Origin of the sequence: Microbacterium sp. UBA837, from assembly GCF_002296025.1 — a bacterium.
In the GTDB taxonomy this organism is placed as follows: Bacteria; Actinomycetota; Actinomycetes; order Actinomycetales; family Microbacteriaceae; genus Microbacterium.
This window is the reverse complement of the sequence record NZ_DBHD01000039.1, coordinates 1-16,689: the sequence shown is the minus strand read 5'-3', so window position 1 is coordinate 16,689 and position 16,689 is coordinate 1. Positions and strand designations below refer to the sequence as shown.

At 66.1% G+C, this 16,689-nt stretch carries 16 protein-coding genes; 3 read left to right on the top strand and 13 right to left on the bottom strand.

The genetic code is table 11. The features are described 5' to 3' along the window. The 4 genes from B3587_RS03120 to B3587_RS03105 all read right to left on the bottom strand — a co-directional run. The coding region (locus B3587_RS03120) for a cbb3-type cytochrome c oxidase subunit I (RefSeq protein WP_292726478.1) at window positions 1-554 on the bottom strand (554 nt) is incomplete at its 3' end. Beyond that, a complete protein-coding gene (gene coxB, locus B3587_RS03115) occupies window positions 554-1,465 on the bottom strand; it encodes a cytochrome c oxidase subunit II (protein WP_228178614.1) in 912 nt (303 codons plus the stop codon). The genes B3587_RS03120 and coxB, both read right to left, overlap by 1 nt. Before the next feature lie 138 nt (window positions 1,466-1,603). Then, window positions 1,604-1,969, bottom strand: coding sequence for an iron-sulfur cluster insertion protein ErpA (erpA, locus tag B3587_RS03110; protein ID WP_228178613.1), 366 nt, complete (start codon window positions 1,967-1,969; stop codon window positions 1,604-1,606). Between the two features lie 85 nt (window positions 1,970-2,054). Beyond that, complete coding sequence (locus tag B3587_RS03105) at window positions 2,055-3,449, bottom strand: dipeptidase (protein WP_228178612.1); 1,395 nt, start codon at window positions 3,447-3,449, stop codon at window positions 2,055-2,057. 46 nt (window positions 3,450-3,495) lie between these two features. Here B3587_RS03105 and B3587_RS03100 point away from each other — a divergent pair, with 46 nt between their 5' ends. Beyond that, on the top strand, window positions 3,496-4,059 hold the full coding sequence (locus tag B3587_RS03100; RefSeq protein ID WP_292726476.1) for a DUF3043 domain-containing protein: 564 nt from the start codon (window positions 3,496-3,498) through the stop codon (window positions 4,057-4,059). A 117-nt stretch (window positions 4,060-4,176) separates the two neighbouring features. Here the strand turns inward: B3587_RS03100 and B3587_RS03095 are convergent, their stop codons facing one another. The 8 genes from B3587_RS03095 to dnaE all read right to left on the bottom strand — a co-directional run bounded on the left by B3587_RS03095 (window position 4,177) and on the right by dnaE (window position 14,540). After that, window positions 4,177-5,208 carry an alanine racemase gene (locus B3587_RS03095; RefSeq protein ID WP_292726474.1) on the bottom strand — a complete coding sequence of 344 codons (1,032 nt, stop codon included), beginning with the start codon at window positions 5,206-5,208 and terminating at the stop codon, window positions 4,177-4,179. After that, window positions 5,205-5,897, bottom strand: a complete 693-nt coding sequence (locus B3587_RS03090) for an alanine racemase C-terminal domain-containing protein (RefSeq protein WP_292726472.1) — start codon at window positions 5,895-5,897, stop codon at window positions 5,205-5,207. Before B3587_RS03090 ends, B3587_RS03095 begins: the two co-directional genes overlap by 4 nt. Then, on the bottom strand, window positions 5,894-6,913 hold the full coding sequence (locus B3587_RS03085) for a sugar-transfer associated ATP-grasp domain-containing protein (protein ID WP_228178608.1): 1,020 nt from the start codon (window positions 6,911-6,913) through the stop codon (window positions 5,894-5,896). Before B3587_RS03085 ends, B3587_RS03090 begins: the two co-directional genes overlap by 4 nt. Before the next feature lie 81 nt (window positions 6,914-6,994). Next, window positions 6,995-7,972, bottom strand: coding sequence for a TauD/TfdA family dioxygenase (locus tag B3587_RS03080; protein WP_292726470.1), 978 nt, complete (start codon window positions 7,970-7,972; stop codon window positions 6,995-6,997). Window positions 7,973-8,117: 145 nt separating this feature from the next. Beyond that, window positions 8,118-9,146 carry a quinone-dependent dihydroorotate dehydrogenase gene (locus tag B3587_RS03075; RefSeq protein ID WP_292726468.1) on the bottom strand — a complete coding sequence of 343 codons (1,029 nt, stop codon included), beginning with the start codon at window positions 9,144-9,146 and terminating at the stop codon, window positions 8,118-8,120. Window positions 9,147-9,148: 2 nt separating this feature from the next. Continuing rightward, window positions 9,149-9,622 carry a transcriptional regulator NrdR gene (gene nrdR / locus B3587_RS03070; RefSeq protein ID WP_228178605.1) on the bottom strand — a complete coding sequence of 158 codons (474 nt, stop codon included), beginning with the start codon at window positions 9,620-9,622 and terminating at the stop codon, window positions 9,149-9,151. Window positions 9,623-9,634: 12 nt separating this feature from the next. After that, window positions 9,635-10,936 carry a histidinol dehydrogenase gene (gene hisD, locus B3587_RS03065; RefSeq protein WP_228178604.1) on the bottom strand — a complete coding sequence of 434 codons (1,302 nt, stop codon included), beginning with the start codon at window positions 10,934-10,936 and terminating at the stop codon, window positions 9,635-9,637. 85 nt (window positions 10,937-11,021) lie between these two features. Continuing rightward, window positions 11,022-14,540 (bottom strand): DNA polymerase III subunit alpha, encoded by a 3,519-nt coding sequence (dnaE, locus tag B3587_RS03060; RefSeq protein WP_228178603.1) that lies wholly within the window; start codon window positions 14,538-14,540, stop codon window positions 11,022-11,024. 67 nt (window positions 14,541-14,607) lie between these two features. Between dnaE and B3587_RS03055 the strand changes: the two genes are divergently transcribed. Beyond that, window positions 14,608-15,105, top strand: a complete 498-nt coding sequence (locus tag B3587_RS03055; RefSeq protein ID WP_228178602.1) for an NUDIX hydrolase — start codon at window positions 14,608-14,610, stop codon at window positions 15,103-15,105. 55 nt (window positions 15,106-15,160) lie between these two features. Next, window positions 15,161-15,754 carry a vitamin K epoxide reductase family protein gene (locus tag B3587_RS03050; RefSeq protein ID WP_228178601.1) on the top strand — a complete coding sequence of 198 codons (594 nt, stop codon included), beginning with the start codon at window positions 15,161-15,163 and terminating at the stop codon, window positions 15,752-15,754. Window positions 15,755-15,775: 21 nt separating this feature from the next. On the opposite strand, the gene B3587_RS03045 is transcribed toward B3587_RS03050, so the two are convergent. Further along, a partial coding sequence (locus B3587_RS03045; protein ID WP_292726465.1) for an RluA family pseudouridine synthase occupies window positions 15,776-16,689 on the bottom strand: 914 nt, incomplete at its 5' end.

Below are 16,689 nucleotides of genomic sequence, written 5' to 3'. Positions count from 1 at the left end.
CCGAGCATCCAGAGATTACCGCCGACGCCTGGTGAGAAGGATGCGTTCGCGAGTGGTTGATACGCGAACCAGCCGAAGGAAGCCGCGCCCTGCGGGGTCAGGAAGCCGGAGATCGCAATGATCGACCCGAACAGGAACAACCAGAACGCGAAAGCGTTCAGGCGCGGGAACGCGACGTCGGGGGCACCGAGCTGCAGGGGAAGAATGGCGTTCGCAAACCCGGCGAACAGCGGAGTCGCGAACATCAGCAGCATGATCGTGCCGTGCATCGTGAACAACTGGTTGTACTGCTCCTTCGTGGGCAGCACCTGCATGCCGGGTTCGAACAGCTCCGCACGGATGATGAGCGCCATCACACCGCCGAGCAGGAAGAACAGGAACGAAGCGATCAGGTACATGTACCCGATCGTCTTGTGGTCAGTGGAGGTGATCCACTTGACGACGATGTTGCCCTTCTGCTCGACACGCGACGACGACATCAGCGCCGCCTGCCGTGCCGGGAGAGTGCGCGGGCGCGACGAGTCCGCGTCCTGAAGCGGCAGCGTGGTGGCCATCACTCGTTCCCCTCATCTGACTGCTGGACCGAGGGATCCGTGGGATCGTTCGGCGTGTTCTGCAGGCGGTCGTATGCGTCGTTGATGTCGCCGGTCTGACCCTTTGCCTCGAGACTTGCGAGGTAGTCCTCGTACTCGTCGGCGCTCACGACCTGGACGGTGAAGAGCATCATCGAGTGGTACTCACCGCACAGTTCCGCACAGCGGCCTGCGTAGGTGCCCTCACGGGTCGGAGTGAAGGACCAGTAGTTGTCCTTCCCGATGTACATGTCCTTCTTGTAGAGGAAGTCGACGACCCAGAACGAGTGGATGACATCCCGCGACTGCAGTTTGATCTGCACGGTCTGGTCGACCGGCAGGTACAGCGTCGGCAGCGCCTCCTGGTCGATGTTGCCGGCCTTGTCGGGCTGGGCCTGAATACCCATCGTCCAGACGGCGTCGGAGTTGTCTTCCTCGTCACCGTTGTACTGGAAGTCCCACGCCCACTGCTTGCCGATCGCGGTGATCGACACGTCCGGGTCTTCGTACTGCGTCTCGATGATCGCCTGGTCCCGCGCCGTGAAGGCGAAGAAACCGATCACGAGGATGAACGGCACGATCGTGTAGAAGATCTCGATCGGCATGTTGTACCGCAGCTGCACGGGCAGGCCGGTCTGGCCCTTACGGCGACGGTAGGCGATCGCGGCCCACCCCATGAGCGCCCACGTGATGACGCCGACAGCCAGCAGCACGATCCACGAGTTGACCCACAGTCCCGAGATCATCTCGGTGTGGTTGGTCGCAGGAGTTCCGTCTTCGACGAAGCCGGGAAGGAATCCGTTCAGCTCCGTCGGCGTACATCCTGCGAGCACCAGGGCCGCGGCGGCACCAACCGGAAGAAGAACCCAGCGGAGTCGGCGTTTGGATGGCACAGGCGCACCTTTCCACGTTGCGAAGTGTGACTGTGGTCAGTCTAGGGCAAGCTCACACCTGCTTGAGGCCAACCACTCAGCATCCACGCACTTTCGGGATACTGAAGGTCGGCCTTCTCGCAGGCTGAAGCTTCTGGGTCAGTGGAAGCTGTCACCGCACGCGCAGCTGCCCTGCGCGTTCGGGTTGTCGATCGTGAAGCCCTGCTCCGAGATCGTGTCCTTGAAGTCGATGGTTGCGCCGTCCAGGTACGGGACGCTCATGTCGTCGACGATGACTTCCACGCCCTCGAAGTCGACGGTCTTGTCTCCGTCGAGATACCGCTCGTCGAAGTACAGCTGGTAGATGAGTCCGCTGCATCCGCCGGGCTGGACAGCCACGCGGAGACGGAGGTCATCGCGGCCCTCCTGGTCGAGCAGGTTCTTGACTTTTGCGGCGGCGGCGTCGGTGAGCGCGACGCCGTGCTCGCGGGCGGTCTGGTCCGTGGTCAGTGCGGTGTCGGTCATGACTCTCCTTATCGGCTGAAGCCGTCGGGGCGGATGCTGAAATTCTACGCCCGCTCTCGGCGAGGACGGCGGAAATGCGGGCGGGTCAGAGCGTGCGCGCGTCCAGCTTCTCCAGCAGCAGCGCCTCGGAGATCAGCGCATGCCGGAAGGTCTCGAGGTGGAGTGACTCGTTGGGACTGTGCGCCCGGGAGTGCGGATCCTCCACACCCGTGACCAGGATCTGCGCGCCCGGGAACTCGCGGACCAGGTCCGCGATGAACGGGATCGATCCGCCCACCCCGATATCGACCGGATCGACGCCGTACCCCTCGGTGAGTGCCTCGCGGGCATCCTGGACCGCCCATCCTGTCGTGTCGACGAGGAACGGGTTGCCGAGGTCGACATCGAAGAACTCCAGCCGAGCCCCGAACGGCGCGTGGGCGCGAAGGTGTGCCTTCAGCGCTGCGTAGGCGTCCGCCGCGGACTGCCCGGGCGCGACGCGCGCGCTGATGACGACGGTCACCTCCGGAGCGAGCGTGTTGGAGGCCGAGGCGACATCGGTGGCGTCGATGCCGATCACGGTGACCGACGGCTTGTTCCAGATCCGCCCGATGATCGATCCCGCGCCGATCGGGCTCACCCCGTCGAGCAGGCCCGTCTCCGAGCGCAGGGTGCTCTCGCTGTACTCAGGGGTCTCGGCCTCGCGCGAGCTCAGGCCCTCGACGCCGACCGATCCGTCGGCGTCCCAGAGCGTGGCCAGCAGCGTGACCGTGGCGAGCATGGCGTCGGGCACCGCTCCCCCGAACATTCCCGAGTGGGATGCGTGATCGAGCGTGCGCACCCGCATCGAGAAGCGCGCGTTGCCGCGCAGCGAGACCGTCAACCCGGGGGTTCGGTCGTCCCAGTTGCCCGAGTCCGCGACAACGATCACATCGGCGCGAAGCGCGTCGGCGTTGTCGCTGAGGAACTGCGCGAACGAGCGCGAGCCGTACTCCTCCTCCCCCTCGATGAACAGGGCGAGACCGAGGTCGAAGTCGGGACCCAGCGCCTCGACAAGTGCACGGATCGCACCGATGTGCGCCATGATCCCGGCCTTGTCGTCGGCGGCGCCACGACCGTAGAGCCGGCCCTCCCGAACCGTGGGTTGGAACGGCGGGGTCTCCCACAGCGCCTCGTCACCGACGGGCTGGACGTCGTGATGGGCGTACAGCAGGACGGTCGGGCGACCGTTCCTCGCTGCACGTGTCGCGAGCACGGCAGGCTGCCCGAACTCCTCCGTGCCGGGAATCGCTGCCCGCTTGATGGTCACGGCATCGAACACTCCCGTGCCTTCGACCAGGGCAGCCACTGCCTCTGCGCTGCGTACGAGTTGCTGCTGATCCATCGATGGCCAGGCGATCGAGGGAATCCGCACCAGATCGCCCAAATCCGCCAGCGCACGGGGGATGCCGGTCTCGGCGGCGTCACGGACAGCATCGGAACGGGAGGCGATATCACTCATGCGGGTAATCTTAAGGACTACCCGTAACGCGACAGCGAGGATCATCGTGGCCAAGACCCCCGCCCCCGAGGCACCGAAGGACGCGTCGACGTCGACCGTCGGCAAGGGAAAGGCGACTCCGAGCCGCGCCGAGCAGGAGGCTGCACGCAAGCGCCCGCTCGTTCCCGACACGAAGGAAGCGAAGGCGCAGCGCAAGGCCGAGCTCGCATCAGCCCGGGAACGCGCCCGCATCGGCATGGCCAACGGTGAGCAGAAGTACCTGCCCGCGCGCGATCAGGGACCGCAGCGCAAGTTCGCCCGCGATTTCGTGGACGCCGGTTGGCACCTGGGCGAGGCAGTCATGCCCGCGATGGTCGTGGTCATCGTCGCAACCTTCATTCCGCTGAACTTCATCCAGTACTGGGCGTTCGTGGCGCTGTGGGTGTTCATCTTCTTCGTGATCGGCGACATGATCATCACGTCGATCCGCGTCAAGCGCGCCGTGAGCGACAAGTTCGGCGCAAGCAAGGTCGAGAAGGGGCTCGGCTGGTACGCCTCGATGCGCAGCGTCCAGATGCGCTTCATGCGCCTACCCAAGGCCCAGGTTCGCCGGGGCCAGTACCCCTCCTGAGATCGGTCTAGCAGCTTGGCGCGCTCCGCTACACGGGGGTGCCAGGTGTCGAGACATGTGCCCGTCCGCTGCGCTCACCGCGCGACGCTGATCGCGCGCTCATGGGCGTGCCTCGGATCAGATGTAGATGCGCGGGACGAGCGGTGAGACGCGGACGATGATCTCTTCACCGACCGTGCCGATCGCCTCCGCGAGAGTCGTCACACTGGACTCGCCGCGCGTTCCGGGGCCGAAGAGGTAGACCTCATCCTCGACAGCGGCGCCTGGCCATGGGTCGATCAGCATCGTCGCCGGGCCGATCTCGCGGACGAGACGCGGGCCAGCGGGAGTTCCCACCGACATCCGACCCGCGAGCGTCGACGGCAGGCCGTCCAGATACCCGTAGGAGACCGCGACGGCAGAGTCTCCGACGTCGCTCACGGTGGCGATCAGGGTAGCCGCGGGCGCGATTCCCTCCAGCTCGGGGCCGCCCGTCGAACGGATGCCGTAGCTGAAGGCACCGAAGCGGACGAGGTCGAACCGGAACTCCGGCCGTGCGAAAGCCGCCGCACTGGCTGCGAGGTGGCGAACCTGAGGGCGCAGGCCCACGTCCTCGGCAATCCTGATCGCCTCGAGGAACGCGGCACGGGACAGATCGTCGTCCTCGTCGCTGGTTTCGGCGATGTGGCTCCAGATTCCGACGACCCGGATGTCGCCGCTTTCCTCGAGCTCCGCGGCCCGGGTGACGAACGCCGGCCACGCCTCCGGCCTGACGCCGTTGCGGTGAAGTCCGGTGTCGATCTTGATGTGCACCGGAGCTTCCCGCCCCGCCGACACCGTCGCGATGTCTTCGAGGTACGAGGTATCACCCACGCCGAGTTCGATGCCGGCCTCCAGCGCGACCTCGATCTCGGGCTGGGTGATCGTCACCCACGAGAAGACGCGAGCGTCGGGGCCCGCGGCAGCTCTCGTGCGGACACCCATCGGCACGTCGAAGGCCCCGAACCAGCGCACGCCGTGAGCTGCAGCGGCGGCGACGACACGATCGACGCCGTGGCCGTAGGCGTCGTTCTTGACAACAAGCATGTACTCGGCCGGCGCGATGCGCCCCCGCAGCACGTCGATGTCGGCGAGGATCCGACCGAGGTCCACGACCATCCGCGCGCTCAAGCGACCACCTCCCGCGGTAGCCGCAGGCCCAGCGCACAGACGAGTTCGGCAGCAGTGAGTCCGGATGCCGCCCCCCACGTGGCCAGCGCCGGACCAGCCGGGCCGTCGCCGCCGAAGTAGATGACCTCGTCACCGCGCGCGATGTCGGCGTCACCGATGTCCACGACACAGACATCCATCGCGACCCGGCCGACAATGGGATACAGGGCACCCCGCACCTCGACCGAGACCTGGTTGCCGAGCGAGCGCGCCACCCCCTGGCCGAACCCGCCTGAGACGAGCGCGATCCGTGTGTCCCGCGGGGCAATATGCGTGTAGTTGTACGAGACTCCCTCGCCGGCGCGCAGAGCCTTGATCGAGAGCACGGAGCCGAGAAGGCTCATGACCGGCCTGGCGGGGTCCTCGGAGGCACCGGGGAGACCGAAGATCACGGCGGGGTCCAGCGTAGGAGCGTCCGCGGCCGGGGCGATCCCCATGCTCTGAGCCGCATCGACGGATTCAGCGTCGAGCATCGCCGCACGGATGCCGACCCGCGCCAGAGTCTCAGCGACGAACTGCACGCCGTGGCCGTAAGCATCGCGACGGAGGTCGGGAACGGCATCCGCTCCCCCGGCCTCGATCGCCCGGCCGGCGCCGGCGACAAGCGCCGAGCTACTCAGCCGGACGCGCGGCCCGGTCGGACTGATCAAAAGCCCATCGCCTTCTGGTATCGAGGGCGGTGTCCGGTACGGATGCCGAGCACGCTCGGCTTGTTCTCGTAGACGCCCGTGGCCCAGTTGCCCTCGATGAGCACGGGGCCGTCGGGGGTCACGGCGATGTCCCACCCGACGTACTTCACCTGCGGGACGTGACGGGCGACCTTGTCGACGAAGGCGATGACCTCATCGAACATCGGCAGCTGGAAATCAGCGATCGGGTAGCCCGAATCGGGGTGGAGCTTGTGCACGTGTCCGTGCGAGTCGTAGCCGTCGCCGAGCGAGGCTCCGGTCTCGGGGTCGAGCATCGTGTAGAAGCCGCCGAAGTCCATCTGGTCTGCGACCTGACCGCGACCGAACTTCTGCGCGATCGCGAGGATGTGGGTCTTCTCGCCGTCGAAGAACGCAGCGACGCGGGTCGAGTTGACCGTGCCGGCACAGACGGCGGCGACATCGGGATGCTGCACGATGTTCTCTTCGATCAGCAGCTCACCGCGCTCGCGCAGCTGCGCGTGGAAGTCTGCCCAGTCCTCGATCTCGGTCGAGTAATACCGGTTGATGGCAGCCCCCGAGCGACCCGCCTGCTTCTTGGTGATGAGCACGGGATGTGCCTCACCGAAAGCGCGCAGTTCGTCGACGTTGTCGTCGGTGACCATCATCCAGTCACGACCGAGGTACTCCGAGAAGACGCGGTCGAACTCCCACTTGTCGTAGAAGATCCCGCGGTACTCAGGATCATCGAACGTGTACGAGTACTTGTTCGAGTGCGGATGCGTCATCATCGTGCGCCGCTCGCGCCGGTTCAGGATCGCGAAATCGTAGTCGACATAGTCCTGAAAGCCGACCTGGTGGAAGGTCGCCTGCCAGAACATGTCCACGACCACCGCTGGGGTCCACTTGTGGAACTGGGCTGATACCTCGCGGGCGCGCTCGATGACCGAGGGGAGGTCGATGACCTTCAACCGGGCCACCATGTAACCGAAGCGCGAACCGAGTCCTCGCGATGCCATCGCTCTCTCTTTCCGAAGGGTGCTGCCCTCACACGTCGGCCGGCACCCGTCGGGGCGCCGGCCGCGTGCGATCAGCGAATGTCAGGCGCCTACCAGCTCGTTTTCCACCACACGGTGGTGGTTGATGCGGCGGTCGGCGGAGCGTCCGAGGTCATCGGTGATGATGACGCGCTGCAGCCAGCGGTCGGTGCCGTCGTAGCGGGGTTCGAAGGGGGTCCGCGCGTGCATGACGCGACGGTTGTCGAACAGCAGGATGTCGCCGGCACCGAGGGTCACATAGATGCCCTCCTTGTCGGCGCCGTCGTGGAAGGCCTGGAGCGCCGCGGCAGCTTCGTCATCGCCGGTGACGGCGGCGGCGCAGTCCATGTCGATGCGGACGAAACGCTTGCCGTCCTCGCCGTAGAGCGCTGCGCCCTGGACACCGTCTTCGGGACGACCCGTTCCGCCGGATGCCTTGTCGATGCCGTGCATGAAGCGCGGTTGACGGAGGACCGCCTCATCCTCGGCCGACAGGTCGATACGGTCGACCGGCGCCAGCGCCGTCTGCACGCGCTCATCACCCCGGACGCAGAAGAGGCCGACGAACTGCGGGGCGTCGTCGAAGGCATCCTCCGAGTGCCAGTCGAGCAAGCTCCGGCTTCCCGTTCCCACGGCGTCGTACTCGTGGCCGGGGATCGGTGTGACGTTCTGGATGAGCGCACCGCGGTGCTGACGGGCGAACGAGAAGACCTCGCCGGCCACCGAGGCAAACGCCAACAGTGCGGCCTCCGTCACGGGGTCACGATCCTTACCCTCGAACGCAACCGGGTCCCGCGGGCTCTCACCCATGTCGTCCTGATCGACGGTGAGGCCATGGAAGAGTACTCCCCCGTCCGGGACCTCGGCCCGCGCGAACTGGCGGATGATCTCGACGGTCTCGGGGTCGGCCGCTTCGAATGCTGCCTTCGCCTCGGCGAGCAGCTCCTCGAAGGCTGCGTCATCGGAGTAGATACCCCGACGGCCTCGGGCGACATCGATGAAGATCGCGGCGACTTCGGGCTTGATGTGACGTTCGATCACAGAGGTTCCTTCCCATGGCGCGACGGCCGCGCTGAAGCACTCGACGACGCGAATGCCGGTGTTGTGCTGTCGGGAGTATATCCGAGGAGGTCCCCCGCATTCCCGAGGAAGTTAGGGCTTCCTAAGTCTTCGGGGCAGATGCCCCTCATGCGCGGACAAGCCCCCGGTTGATCTGCCGCGCCCAGAGCGGCCCTCGGTACAGAAACCCGGTGTATCCCTGCACCAGAGTTGCGCCGGCATCCAGCCTTTCGCGGACGTCGGCAGCAGTCTCGACACCACCGGCCGAGATGACGCAGAAACTGTCAGGCACCAGGGAGCGAACGAGACGCAGCACCTCGAGGGCGCGCGGAGCGAGTGGCTTTCCCGACAGCCCACCAGCGCCGGCTGCCGTGACCACCGCCGGGTCGGTGACCAGCCCGAGGTCATCGCGCGCGATTGTCGTGTTCGTGGCGACGATGCCCTGCAGGCCCAGTTCGAGCGCCAGGGCCGTGACATCGCGGATGTCGTCATCAGAGAGATCGGGCGCGATCTTGACGAGCAGGGGGGTATCTTCAGCGGCATCCTTCACCGCGGTCAGCAGGGGCCTTAGCGACTCGACTGCCTGCAGGCTCCGCAGACCCGGGGTGTTCGGCGACGACACATTGACCACGAGGTAGTCGGCCACGGGCGCGAGAAGCCGCGTGCTCGTGACGTAGTCGACTACCGCGTTTTCGACATCCACGATGCGGCTCTTGCCGATGTTGACGCCCAGGACCGTGCGGTGACGCCGACGACGAGCGCGTTCGAGCCGACCCGCCGCGGCGTACGACCCGTGATTGTTGAACCCCATGCGGTTGACGACAGCGCGATCCGGGATGAGGCGGAACAGGCGCGGCTTCGGGTTTCCGGTCTGCGGGATCGCGGTCACGGTGCCGACCTCGACATGCCCGAAACCGAGAGCGTGCAGACCGTCGACGCCCACGGCATCCTTGTCGAACCCGGCCGCGACACCGAACGGCGCGTCGAAGGTCAATCCGAGCGTCTGCACGCGCAGCGACGGATCAGGCTTGGTGAGGGCCCGCGCCACCCACGAGAACGGCGGGAAACCGAGCAGCCGGATGACGAGCATCGCCGCGTGATGTGCTGTCTCCGGATCCATCCTCGAGAGGAACGTGCGAAACAGCCACGGGTACATGCTTACTCCTCGAGGTCGGATGCCAGGCGTTGATGATCCGCGCGCAACTGTGCGATCGCCGACTCAAAATCCTCCAACGAATCGAACGCCTGATACACGCTCGCGAACCGGAGATAAGCGATTTGGTCGAGTTCGCGGAGTGGCCCGAGGATCGCCAGGCCGATCTCATTCGTGTCGACCTGCGACGATCCGGTCTGTCGAACCGCCTCCTCGACCGTCTGGGCCAGTACGGCAAGATCGCCCTCGGTCACGGGGCGCCCCTGACAGGCCTTGCGCACCCCCGACATGACCTTTTCGCGACTGAATGGTTCGATCACGCCTGAGCGCTTGATGACGTTCAGGCTCGCGGTCTCGATGGTCGAGAAGCGACCACCGCACTCGGGGCATTGACGGCGCCGACGGATGCTGAGACCGTCGTCGCTGGTGCGGGAGTCGATCACGCGCGAGTCGGGGTGACGGCAGAAAGGGCAGTGCATAGCAGCCCCAGACTACGCGGTGAAGCGCGCGCGAACGGCTTCACCGTGCGCGGGGAGCACTTCGGCGGTCGCAAGCGCCACGATGGCGTCAGAGACTTCCGCGAGGGCGTCCCGGTCATACTCGATCACCTGCTGCGGGCGCAAGAACGTCGAGGCCGATAGCCCTGCGGCATATCGTGCTTGCCCGCCGGTGGGGAGCACGTGATTGCTCCCCGCGAGGTAGTCACCCAGGCTCACCGGCGAATAGGGACCGACGAAGACTGCCCCGGCGTGCACGAACCGGTGCGCAGCGGGGTCGGCAAGGTGCAACTCGAGGTGTTCGGGAGCGTACGCGTTCGAGAAGTCGACGGCGGCGTCGAGGTCGTCGACGAGCACGATCGCGGACTGCGGTCCCGTCAGCGCCACCTCGATGCGTGCGGCGTGGAGAGTCTGCGCGGCCAGCCCGCCGATCTCTGCCTGCACAGCGTCGGCCAGGCCCATCGACGTGGTCACGAGAACCGCGGATGCCTGCTCGTCGTGCTCGGCCTGGCTGATGAGGTCGGCAGCGACAAGCCGCGGATCGGCGGTGTCGTCGGCGACGATGAGGATCTCGGTCGCGCCTGCCTCCGAGTCGGTGCCGACGCGACCGGCTACGGCGCGTTTTGCTGCCGCCACGAAGTTGTTCCCCGGTCCCGTCACGACATCCACCGGATCGAGGCCCAGGCTCGCGGCCCCGTAGGCGAATGCACCGATCGCACCGGCGCCGCCCATCGCGTACACCTCGGTGACCCCGAGGAGTTTCGCGGCGGCAAGAATCACCGGGTGGACTCGCCCGTCCTCTCCCCGCTGGGGCGGGGACGCGAGAGCGATCTGCTTGACGCCGGCCGCCTGGGCCGGCACGACGTTCATCACGACACTGGAGGGGTACACCGCCTTGCCGCCCGGCACATACACCCCGACCCGGCGCACCGGTTGCCACCGCTGGTGAACGAGAGCTCCTGGGGCCAGCGTCGTGGTGGTCGGCGGCGGAACCTGCACGGCCGAGGCAGCCCTCACGCGGTCGATGGCCTGCTCGAGCGCCGCGCGAACCGCAGGATCGAGCTGCTCGAGAGCCTCGTCGAGGTGCGAGGCTGGAACACGGATGTCGTGACCGGTCACCCCGTCGAACTGTTCGGCCTGCTCGCGCAGCGCCGCCTCGCCGCGCGAGGCGACGTCATCGACGAGGCGCGCGGCGGTCGCGAGCGCCTCGGAACGGGCTGCGGTCGCGCGAGGGACGGCGGCGAGCAGCTCTGCGGGCGACAGGGATTGCCCGCGCAGATCAAGGGTGCGAAGCATCCATCTACGCTATCGCTCGCGCGAGGCGTGAAGCGCCCAGGGCATGCATCGCCCGAACGCAGTTCGGTCGCCGTACGGGGCGGAGCTACCCGAGGCACTGCGGGCCGAGGAGACCCTTGAGTTCGCCGTACAGGTCGGCAGTGACGCTCACCGGATGCGGTACCTCGAAGACCTTCGCCACGCCTGCCTTGTGGAGGCGCAGCGTCACCTCCGTGTCTCCCCGGTGACGGCGTAGGCAGTCGGCGAGATCGCCGATGACCGCTTCGGTGGCCCGCTGCTCGGGAATCACGAGCACGAGCGGTCCGGATTCGTCGACGGAGCCGAGGTCGGGTGAGAACGCCGCCTGCGCGTGAAGGTTCATGCCGTCGTCGCGCCGAGAGACGCGTCCGCGGACCACGAGGATCGAGTCGGCCTGCAGCATCGACTGGAACTCCGTGTAGGTCTTTCCCATGAACATGACGGTGATCTCGCCGTCGAAGTCCTCGACGGTGATCATGCCGTACGGATTGCCGCTGGACTTGGCGACGCGATGCTGCACACTCGTCACCAGGCCCGCAATGGTCACCTGATCGCCGTCAGCCAGGTCTTCGGAGGCCAGCAGGTCATGGATGTTGATCGACGCGTGTTTGGCGAGGGGCACCTCGAGGCCGGCGAGCGGATGGTCCGAGACGTAGAGCCCCAGCATTTCGCGTTCGAAAGCCAGCTTGTCTTTCTTCGTCCACTCCGGGCGGTCGGGAACCTTGTTGACCTGTTGCGGTTCGTCCGCTCCCCACAGCGAATCGAAGTCGAACCCGACCTCGCCGTTGGCTTCGCGGCGCTTGTCGAGCACAGCCTGCTCGGTGGCATCCTCGTGGATCTCCAGCAGAGCGCGCCGGGTCGCACCGAGCGTGTCGAACGCGCCGGCCTTGATCAGCGACTCCACCGTTCGCTTGTTCGCTACCGAGACCGGCACCCGAGCGAGAAAGTCGTGGAACGACACGAAGGGCTCATCCACGCGCGACTGTACGATGGCCTCGACGACGTTAGCTCCGACGTTGCGCACGGCGCCGAGCCCGAAGCGGATGTCGTCACCGACTGCCGCGAAGTAGCGGATCGACTCGTTCACATCGGGGGGCAGCACCCGAATGCCCATCCGTCGGCACTCGTTGAGGTAGATCGCCATCTTGTCTTTCGAGTCGGCCACGCTCGTGAGGAGCGCTGCCATGTACTCCGCGGGATAGTGGGCCTTCAGGTAGGCGGTCCAGTACGACACGAGCCCGTAGGCGGCGGTGTGCGCCTTGTTGAAGGCGTAGTCGGCGAACGACTCGAGCACCTTCCACAGGGTCTGCTGCGCGGCATCCGAGAACCCGCGCTCGGTCATGCCGCCGAAGAAGACCTCTTTCTGCTTGTCGAGCTCGGACTTCTTCTTCTTGCCCATCGCGCGGCGCAGCAGGTCGGCCTGACCGAGTGTGTAGCCGGCGACCCGTTGGGCTACGGCCATCACCTGCTCCTGATAGACGATGAGCCCGTAGGTCGTGTCGAGAATGTCGGCGAGGGGCTCTTCGAGCTCTTTGTGAATCGGCTCGATCTCTTGCTGCTTGTTCTTGCGCAGGGCGTAGTTGATGTGCGAGTTCACGCCCATCGGACCCGGGCGGTACAGCGCGAGGACTGCCGAGATGTCCTCGAAGTTGTCGGGCTTCATGAGGCGAAGAAGGGACCGCATCGGACCGCCGTCGAGCTGGAACACCCCGAGGGTGTCGCCGCGGGCGAGCAACTCGTACGATGCCCGGTCGTCGAGGTCGAGCTCCTCGAGGACGAGGGGCTCACCGCGGTTGGCTTCGATGTTGTCGAGCGCATCGTTGATGATCGTGAGGTTGCGAAGCCCCAGGAAGTCCATCTTGATCAGGCCGAGCGACTCACACGACGGGTAGTCGAACTGCGTGACGATCTGGCCGTCCTGCTCACGGCGCATGATCGGGATGATGTCGATGAGCGGTTCGCTCGACATGATGACACCGGCTGCGTGCACACCCCACTGGCGCTTCAGGTTCTCGAGGCCCACCGCCGTGTCGAAGACCGTCTTGGCTTCCTGGTCGGTCTCGATGAGAGTGCGAAACTCCCCCGCCTCCTTGTAGCGGGGGTGATCCTTGTTGAACATGTCGGTCAGCGGCACGTCCTTGCCCATGACCGCCGGCGGCATGGCCTTGGTGAGGCGCTCGCCCATGCTGAAGGGGAATCCGAGCACGCGACCGGCATCCTTCAGGGCCTGCTTCGCCTTGATCGTGCCGTACGTCACGATCTGCGCCACCCGGTCGTCACCGTACTTCTCGGTGACGTACTGGATGACTTCACCGCGGCGACGGTCATCGAAGTCGACATCGAAGTCGGGCATCGAGACGCGGTCGGGATTGAGGAACCGCTCGAAGATGAGGCCGTGCTGCAGGGGGTCGAGGTCGGTGATGCGCATGGCATAGGCAGCCATCGAACCCGCGCCCGATCCACGGCCCGGGCCGACGCGGATGCCGTTGCGCTTTGCCCAGTTGATGAAGTCGGCGACGACGAGGAAGTAGCCCGGGAACCCCATCTGCACGATGACGCCGACCTCGTATTCGGCCTGCTTGCGGACCTCGTCGGGGATCCCCGCCGGGTACCGCTCCTCGAGGCCGGCCTCGACCTCTTTGACGAACCAGCTCTCCTCGGTCTCGCCGTCGGGCACGGGGAAGCGGGGCATGTAGTTGGCGCTGGTGTTGAACTCGACCTCACAGCGCTCGGCGATCAGCAGCGTGTTGTCACAGGCGTCGGGATGCTGCCGAAAAATCTGGCGCATCTCGGCCGGCGTACGGATGTAGTAGCCGTCGCCGTCGAACTTGAACCGCTTCGGGTCATCCAGCGTCGAGCCCGACTGCACGCAGAGCAGGGCTGCATGACTGTTCGAGTCATGCTGGTGTGTGTAGTGCGAGTCGTTGGTCGCGAGGAGCGGAATATCGAGGTCTTTCGCGATCCGCAGCAGGTCGGTCATCACCCGACGCTCGATGTCGAGACCGTGATCCATGATCTCGGCGAAGTAGTTCTCTTTGCCGAAGATGTCTTGGAACTCCGCGGCGGCCGCGCGCGCCGCATCGTATTGGCCCAGGCGCAACCGGGTCTGCACCTCGCCGGAGGGGCATCCGGTGGTCGCGATCAGGCCCTTCGAGTAGGTCTCCAGAAGCTCCCGGTCCATGCGGGGCTTGAAGTAGTACCCCTCCATCGAGGCCTTCGATGAGAGTCGGAACAGATTGTGCATCCCGGCTGTCGTCTCCGACAGCAGCGTCATGTGGGTATACGCGCCCGAGCCCGAGACGTCGTCGTCGCTCTGCTCGGGTGACCCCCACCGCACCCGCGACTTCTCGGACCGGTGCGTGCCTGGCGTCACATACGCTTCGATGCCGATGATCGGCTTGATGCCGGCATCCTTCGCCGCCTTGTAGAACTCGAAGGCCGCAAAGGTGTTTCCGTGGTCGGTGACGGCGATCGCCGGCGACCCCTGGGCTGCAGCCTCCTGCACCATCGCGCCGATCCGGGCGGCTCCATCGAGCATCGAATACTCGCTGTGGACGTGCAGGTGGACGAAGGAGTCGGACGCCATGCCGAGAGTCTACGTTCGGGCTCGGACGCCGGCTCGCCTGGCCCGCCGAGGCGGCTACGGTTGCCGTGTGCCAACTCCCGACTTCATCCTTGAGCTGCGCCGATTCGTCGGCACCCGCCCGCTCCCCCTCGTCGGCGTCACCGCTGTCATCATCCGCGGCGGTGAGGTCCTGCTGGGCCGTCGCTCCGATAATCACGCCCTGACCCCGATCACCGGCATCGTCGATCCGGGCGAAGAGCCGGCGGATGCCGCGGTGCGGGAGGCTGCCGAAGAGGCCGGTGTCGTCATCCGTGCCGATCGGCTCGCGTGGGTGCATCAGATCCCGAGGATCACCTACGCCAACGGGGACCAGAGCGACTACCTCGACCTCACTTTCCGGTGCACATGGATTTCGGGCGACCCGGTTCCCGTCGACGGCGAGATGACGGAGGTCGCCTGGTACCCGCTCGATGCCCTGGGCGACGTGGATGCCGACATGCGCGCTCGCATCGCTGCGGCAACGCCGGATCACGGCGAGGCTCGGTTCGTGACAGGCGGCAGCGACGCGCAGCCTCCCTCTGCCTGATTAAGTCCGGCTCGGCCGTCGACGCAGCGCCCTGACCGGTACCGACAATGGGCGGGTGGCCCTGCACCGACCCACCGTTGCCCTCGCCGTCTTCTGGATCGTCGGCGGGATCCTCGGCGCCATCGTCGCGTTCCTGCTCTACCTGGAGTACATCGGTCAGCTCACCGGCGCGGATGCGATCATCTCGTGTCAGTGGGGTGTGTTGGTCACGTGCGGCCCCAACCTGCTCTCCCCCGGCGGCAACATCCTCGGATTCAGCAACTCGATAGCGGGCATGGTGCTGTTCCTGGGCCCCGTCTACGCCGGCGTCAGCGAGCTGGCATCACCATCCGGCCTTCGTCGGTGGTACTGGCGGACGTACGGCATCTTCGTTGCCGGGGCGTTCGTTCTCGTGCACTACTTCGCATTCCAGAGCATCTTCGTCTACGGATCGTTGTGTCCCTGGTGCATGATCATCTGGCTCGTCACGATTCCGCTCTTCTGGTTCACCACAGGCTGGATGCTGCGCGACGGAGTGTGGACCGAAGCGCCTGCGGCGCGGCGCGTGGGAAGCGTGATCTTCTCGTGGGCGTTGCTTGCCACCGTGCTGGACTACGCTCTGATCGCGGTCACGGCCCAGCTGCGGCTCGATCTTCTCGGCAGCTTCTGAGGTCCTCGGAAGCTGCAGGGCTCAATCCAGCTCCTCGCCGCGGAGGATCGCGAGGGCATGAGCGAGATCAGGCGCATAGGGCGAGTCGAACGAGACCCACTCGCGGGTTGCGGGGTGCGCGAAGGCAAGCGTGCGCGCATGCAGCCATTGGCGGGTCAGGCCCAGCCGCTCTGAGATCGTGGGGTCGGCGCCGTAGAGCGGATCGCCGACGCACGGATGCCGGTGTGCTGCCATGTGGACACGGATCTGGTGGGTCCGCCCGGTCTCCAGGTGGATTTCCAACAGTGAGGCTCCGGGAAAGGCCTCGATGGTCTCGTAGTGAGTGATCGAGGGCTTGCCGTCGCGGGTGACCGCGAACTTCCAGGAGTGCGAGGGATGACGCCCGATGGGAGCGTCGATCGTACCGGCGAGCGGGTCGGGATGGCCCTGAACTACCGCGTGGTAGATCTTATCGACGGTGCGATCCTTGAACGCAGCCTTCAAGACGCCGTAGGCGTGCTCGGACTTGGCCACGACCATGAGTCCACTGGTGCCGACGTCCAGGCGGTGAACGACGCCCTGCCGCTCGGGTGCGCCGCTGGTCGCGATCTGGAACCCCGCAGCTGCGAGTGCGCCAAGCACCGTCGGGCCTTCCCACCCCACCGAGGGATGGGCTGCCACACCCGCCGGCTTGTCGACCACCACGATGTCGTCATCGTCGTACACGATGCCAAAACCCGGAACGACGACGGGGATCACCTCGGGCTCACGACGGTCGGTCCATTCGACCTCGAGAACGGTTCCCGCCGTCAGCCGGTCCGACTTGCCGAGAGCTCTGCCACCTTCACTGATGCCTCCGGATTCGGCGACCTCGGCGGCGAAGGTACGCGAGAATCCGAGCATCTTGGCGATGCCGGCATCGACCCGCGCACCGTCGAGGCCGTCGGGAACCGGCA

Bases quoted from the DNA above. Each gene is read 5' to 3' on its own strand.
- erpA (WP_228178613.1), bottom strand. From the start codon at position 1,969: ATGACCGACACCGCACTGACCACGGACCAGACCGCCCGCGAGCACGGC.
- B3587_RS03105 (WP_228178612.1), bottom strand. From the start codon at position 3,449: ATGAGTGATATCGCCTCCCGTTCCGATGCTGTCCGTGACGCCGCCGAG.
- B3587_RS03085 (WP_228178608.1), bottom strand. From the start codon at position 6,913: ATGGCATCGCGAGGACTCGGTTCGCGCTTCGGTTACATGGTGGCCCGG.
- B3587_RS03075 (WP_292726468.1), bottom strand. From the start codon at position 9,146: ATGTACCCGTGGCTGTTTCGCACGTTCCTCTCGAGGATGGATCCGGAG.
- nrdR (WP_228178605.1), bottom strand. From the start codon at position 9,622: ATGCACTGCCCTTTCTGCCGTCACCCCGACTCGCGCGTGATCGACTCC.
- hisD (WP_228178604.1), bottom strand. From the start codon at position 10,936: ATGCTTCGCACCCTTGATCTGCGCGGGCAATCCCTGTCGCCCGCAGAG.
- dnaE (WP_228178603.1), bottom strand. From the start codon at position 14,540: ATGGCGTCCGACTCCTTCGTCCACCTGCACGTCCACAGCGAGTATTCG.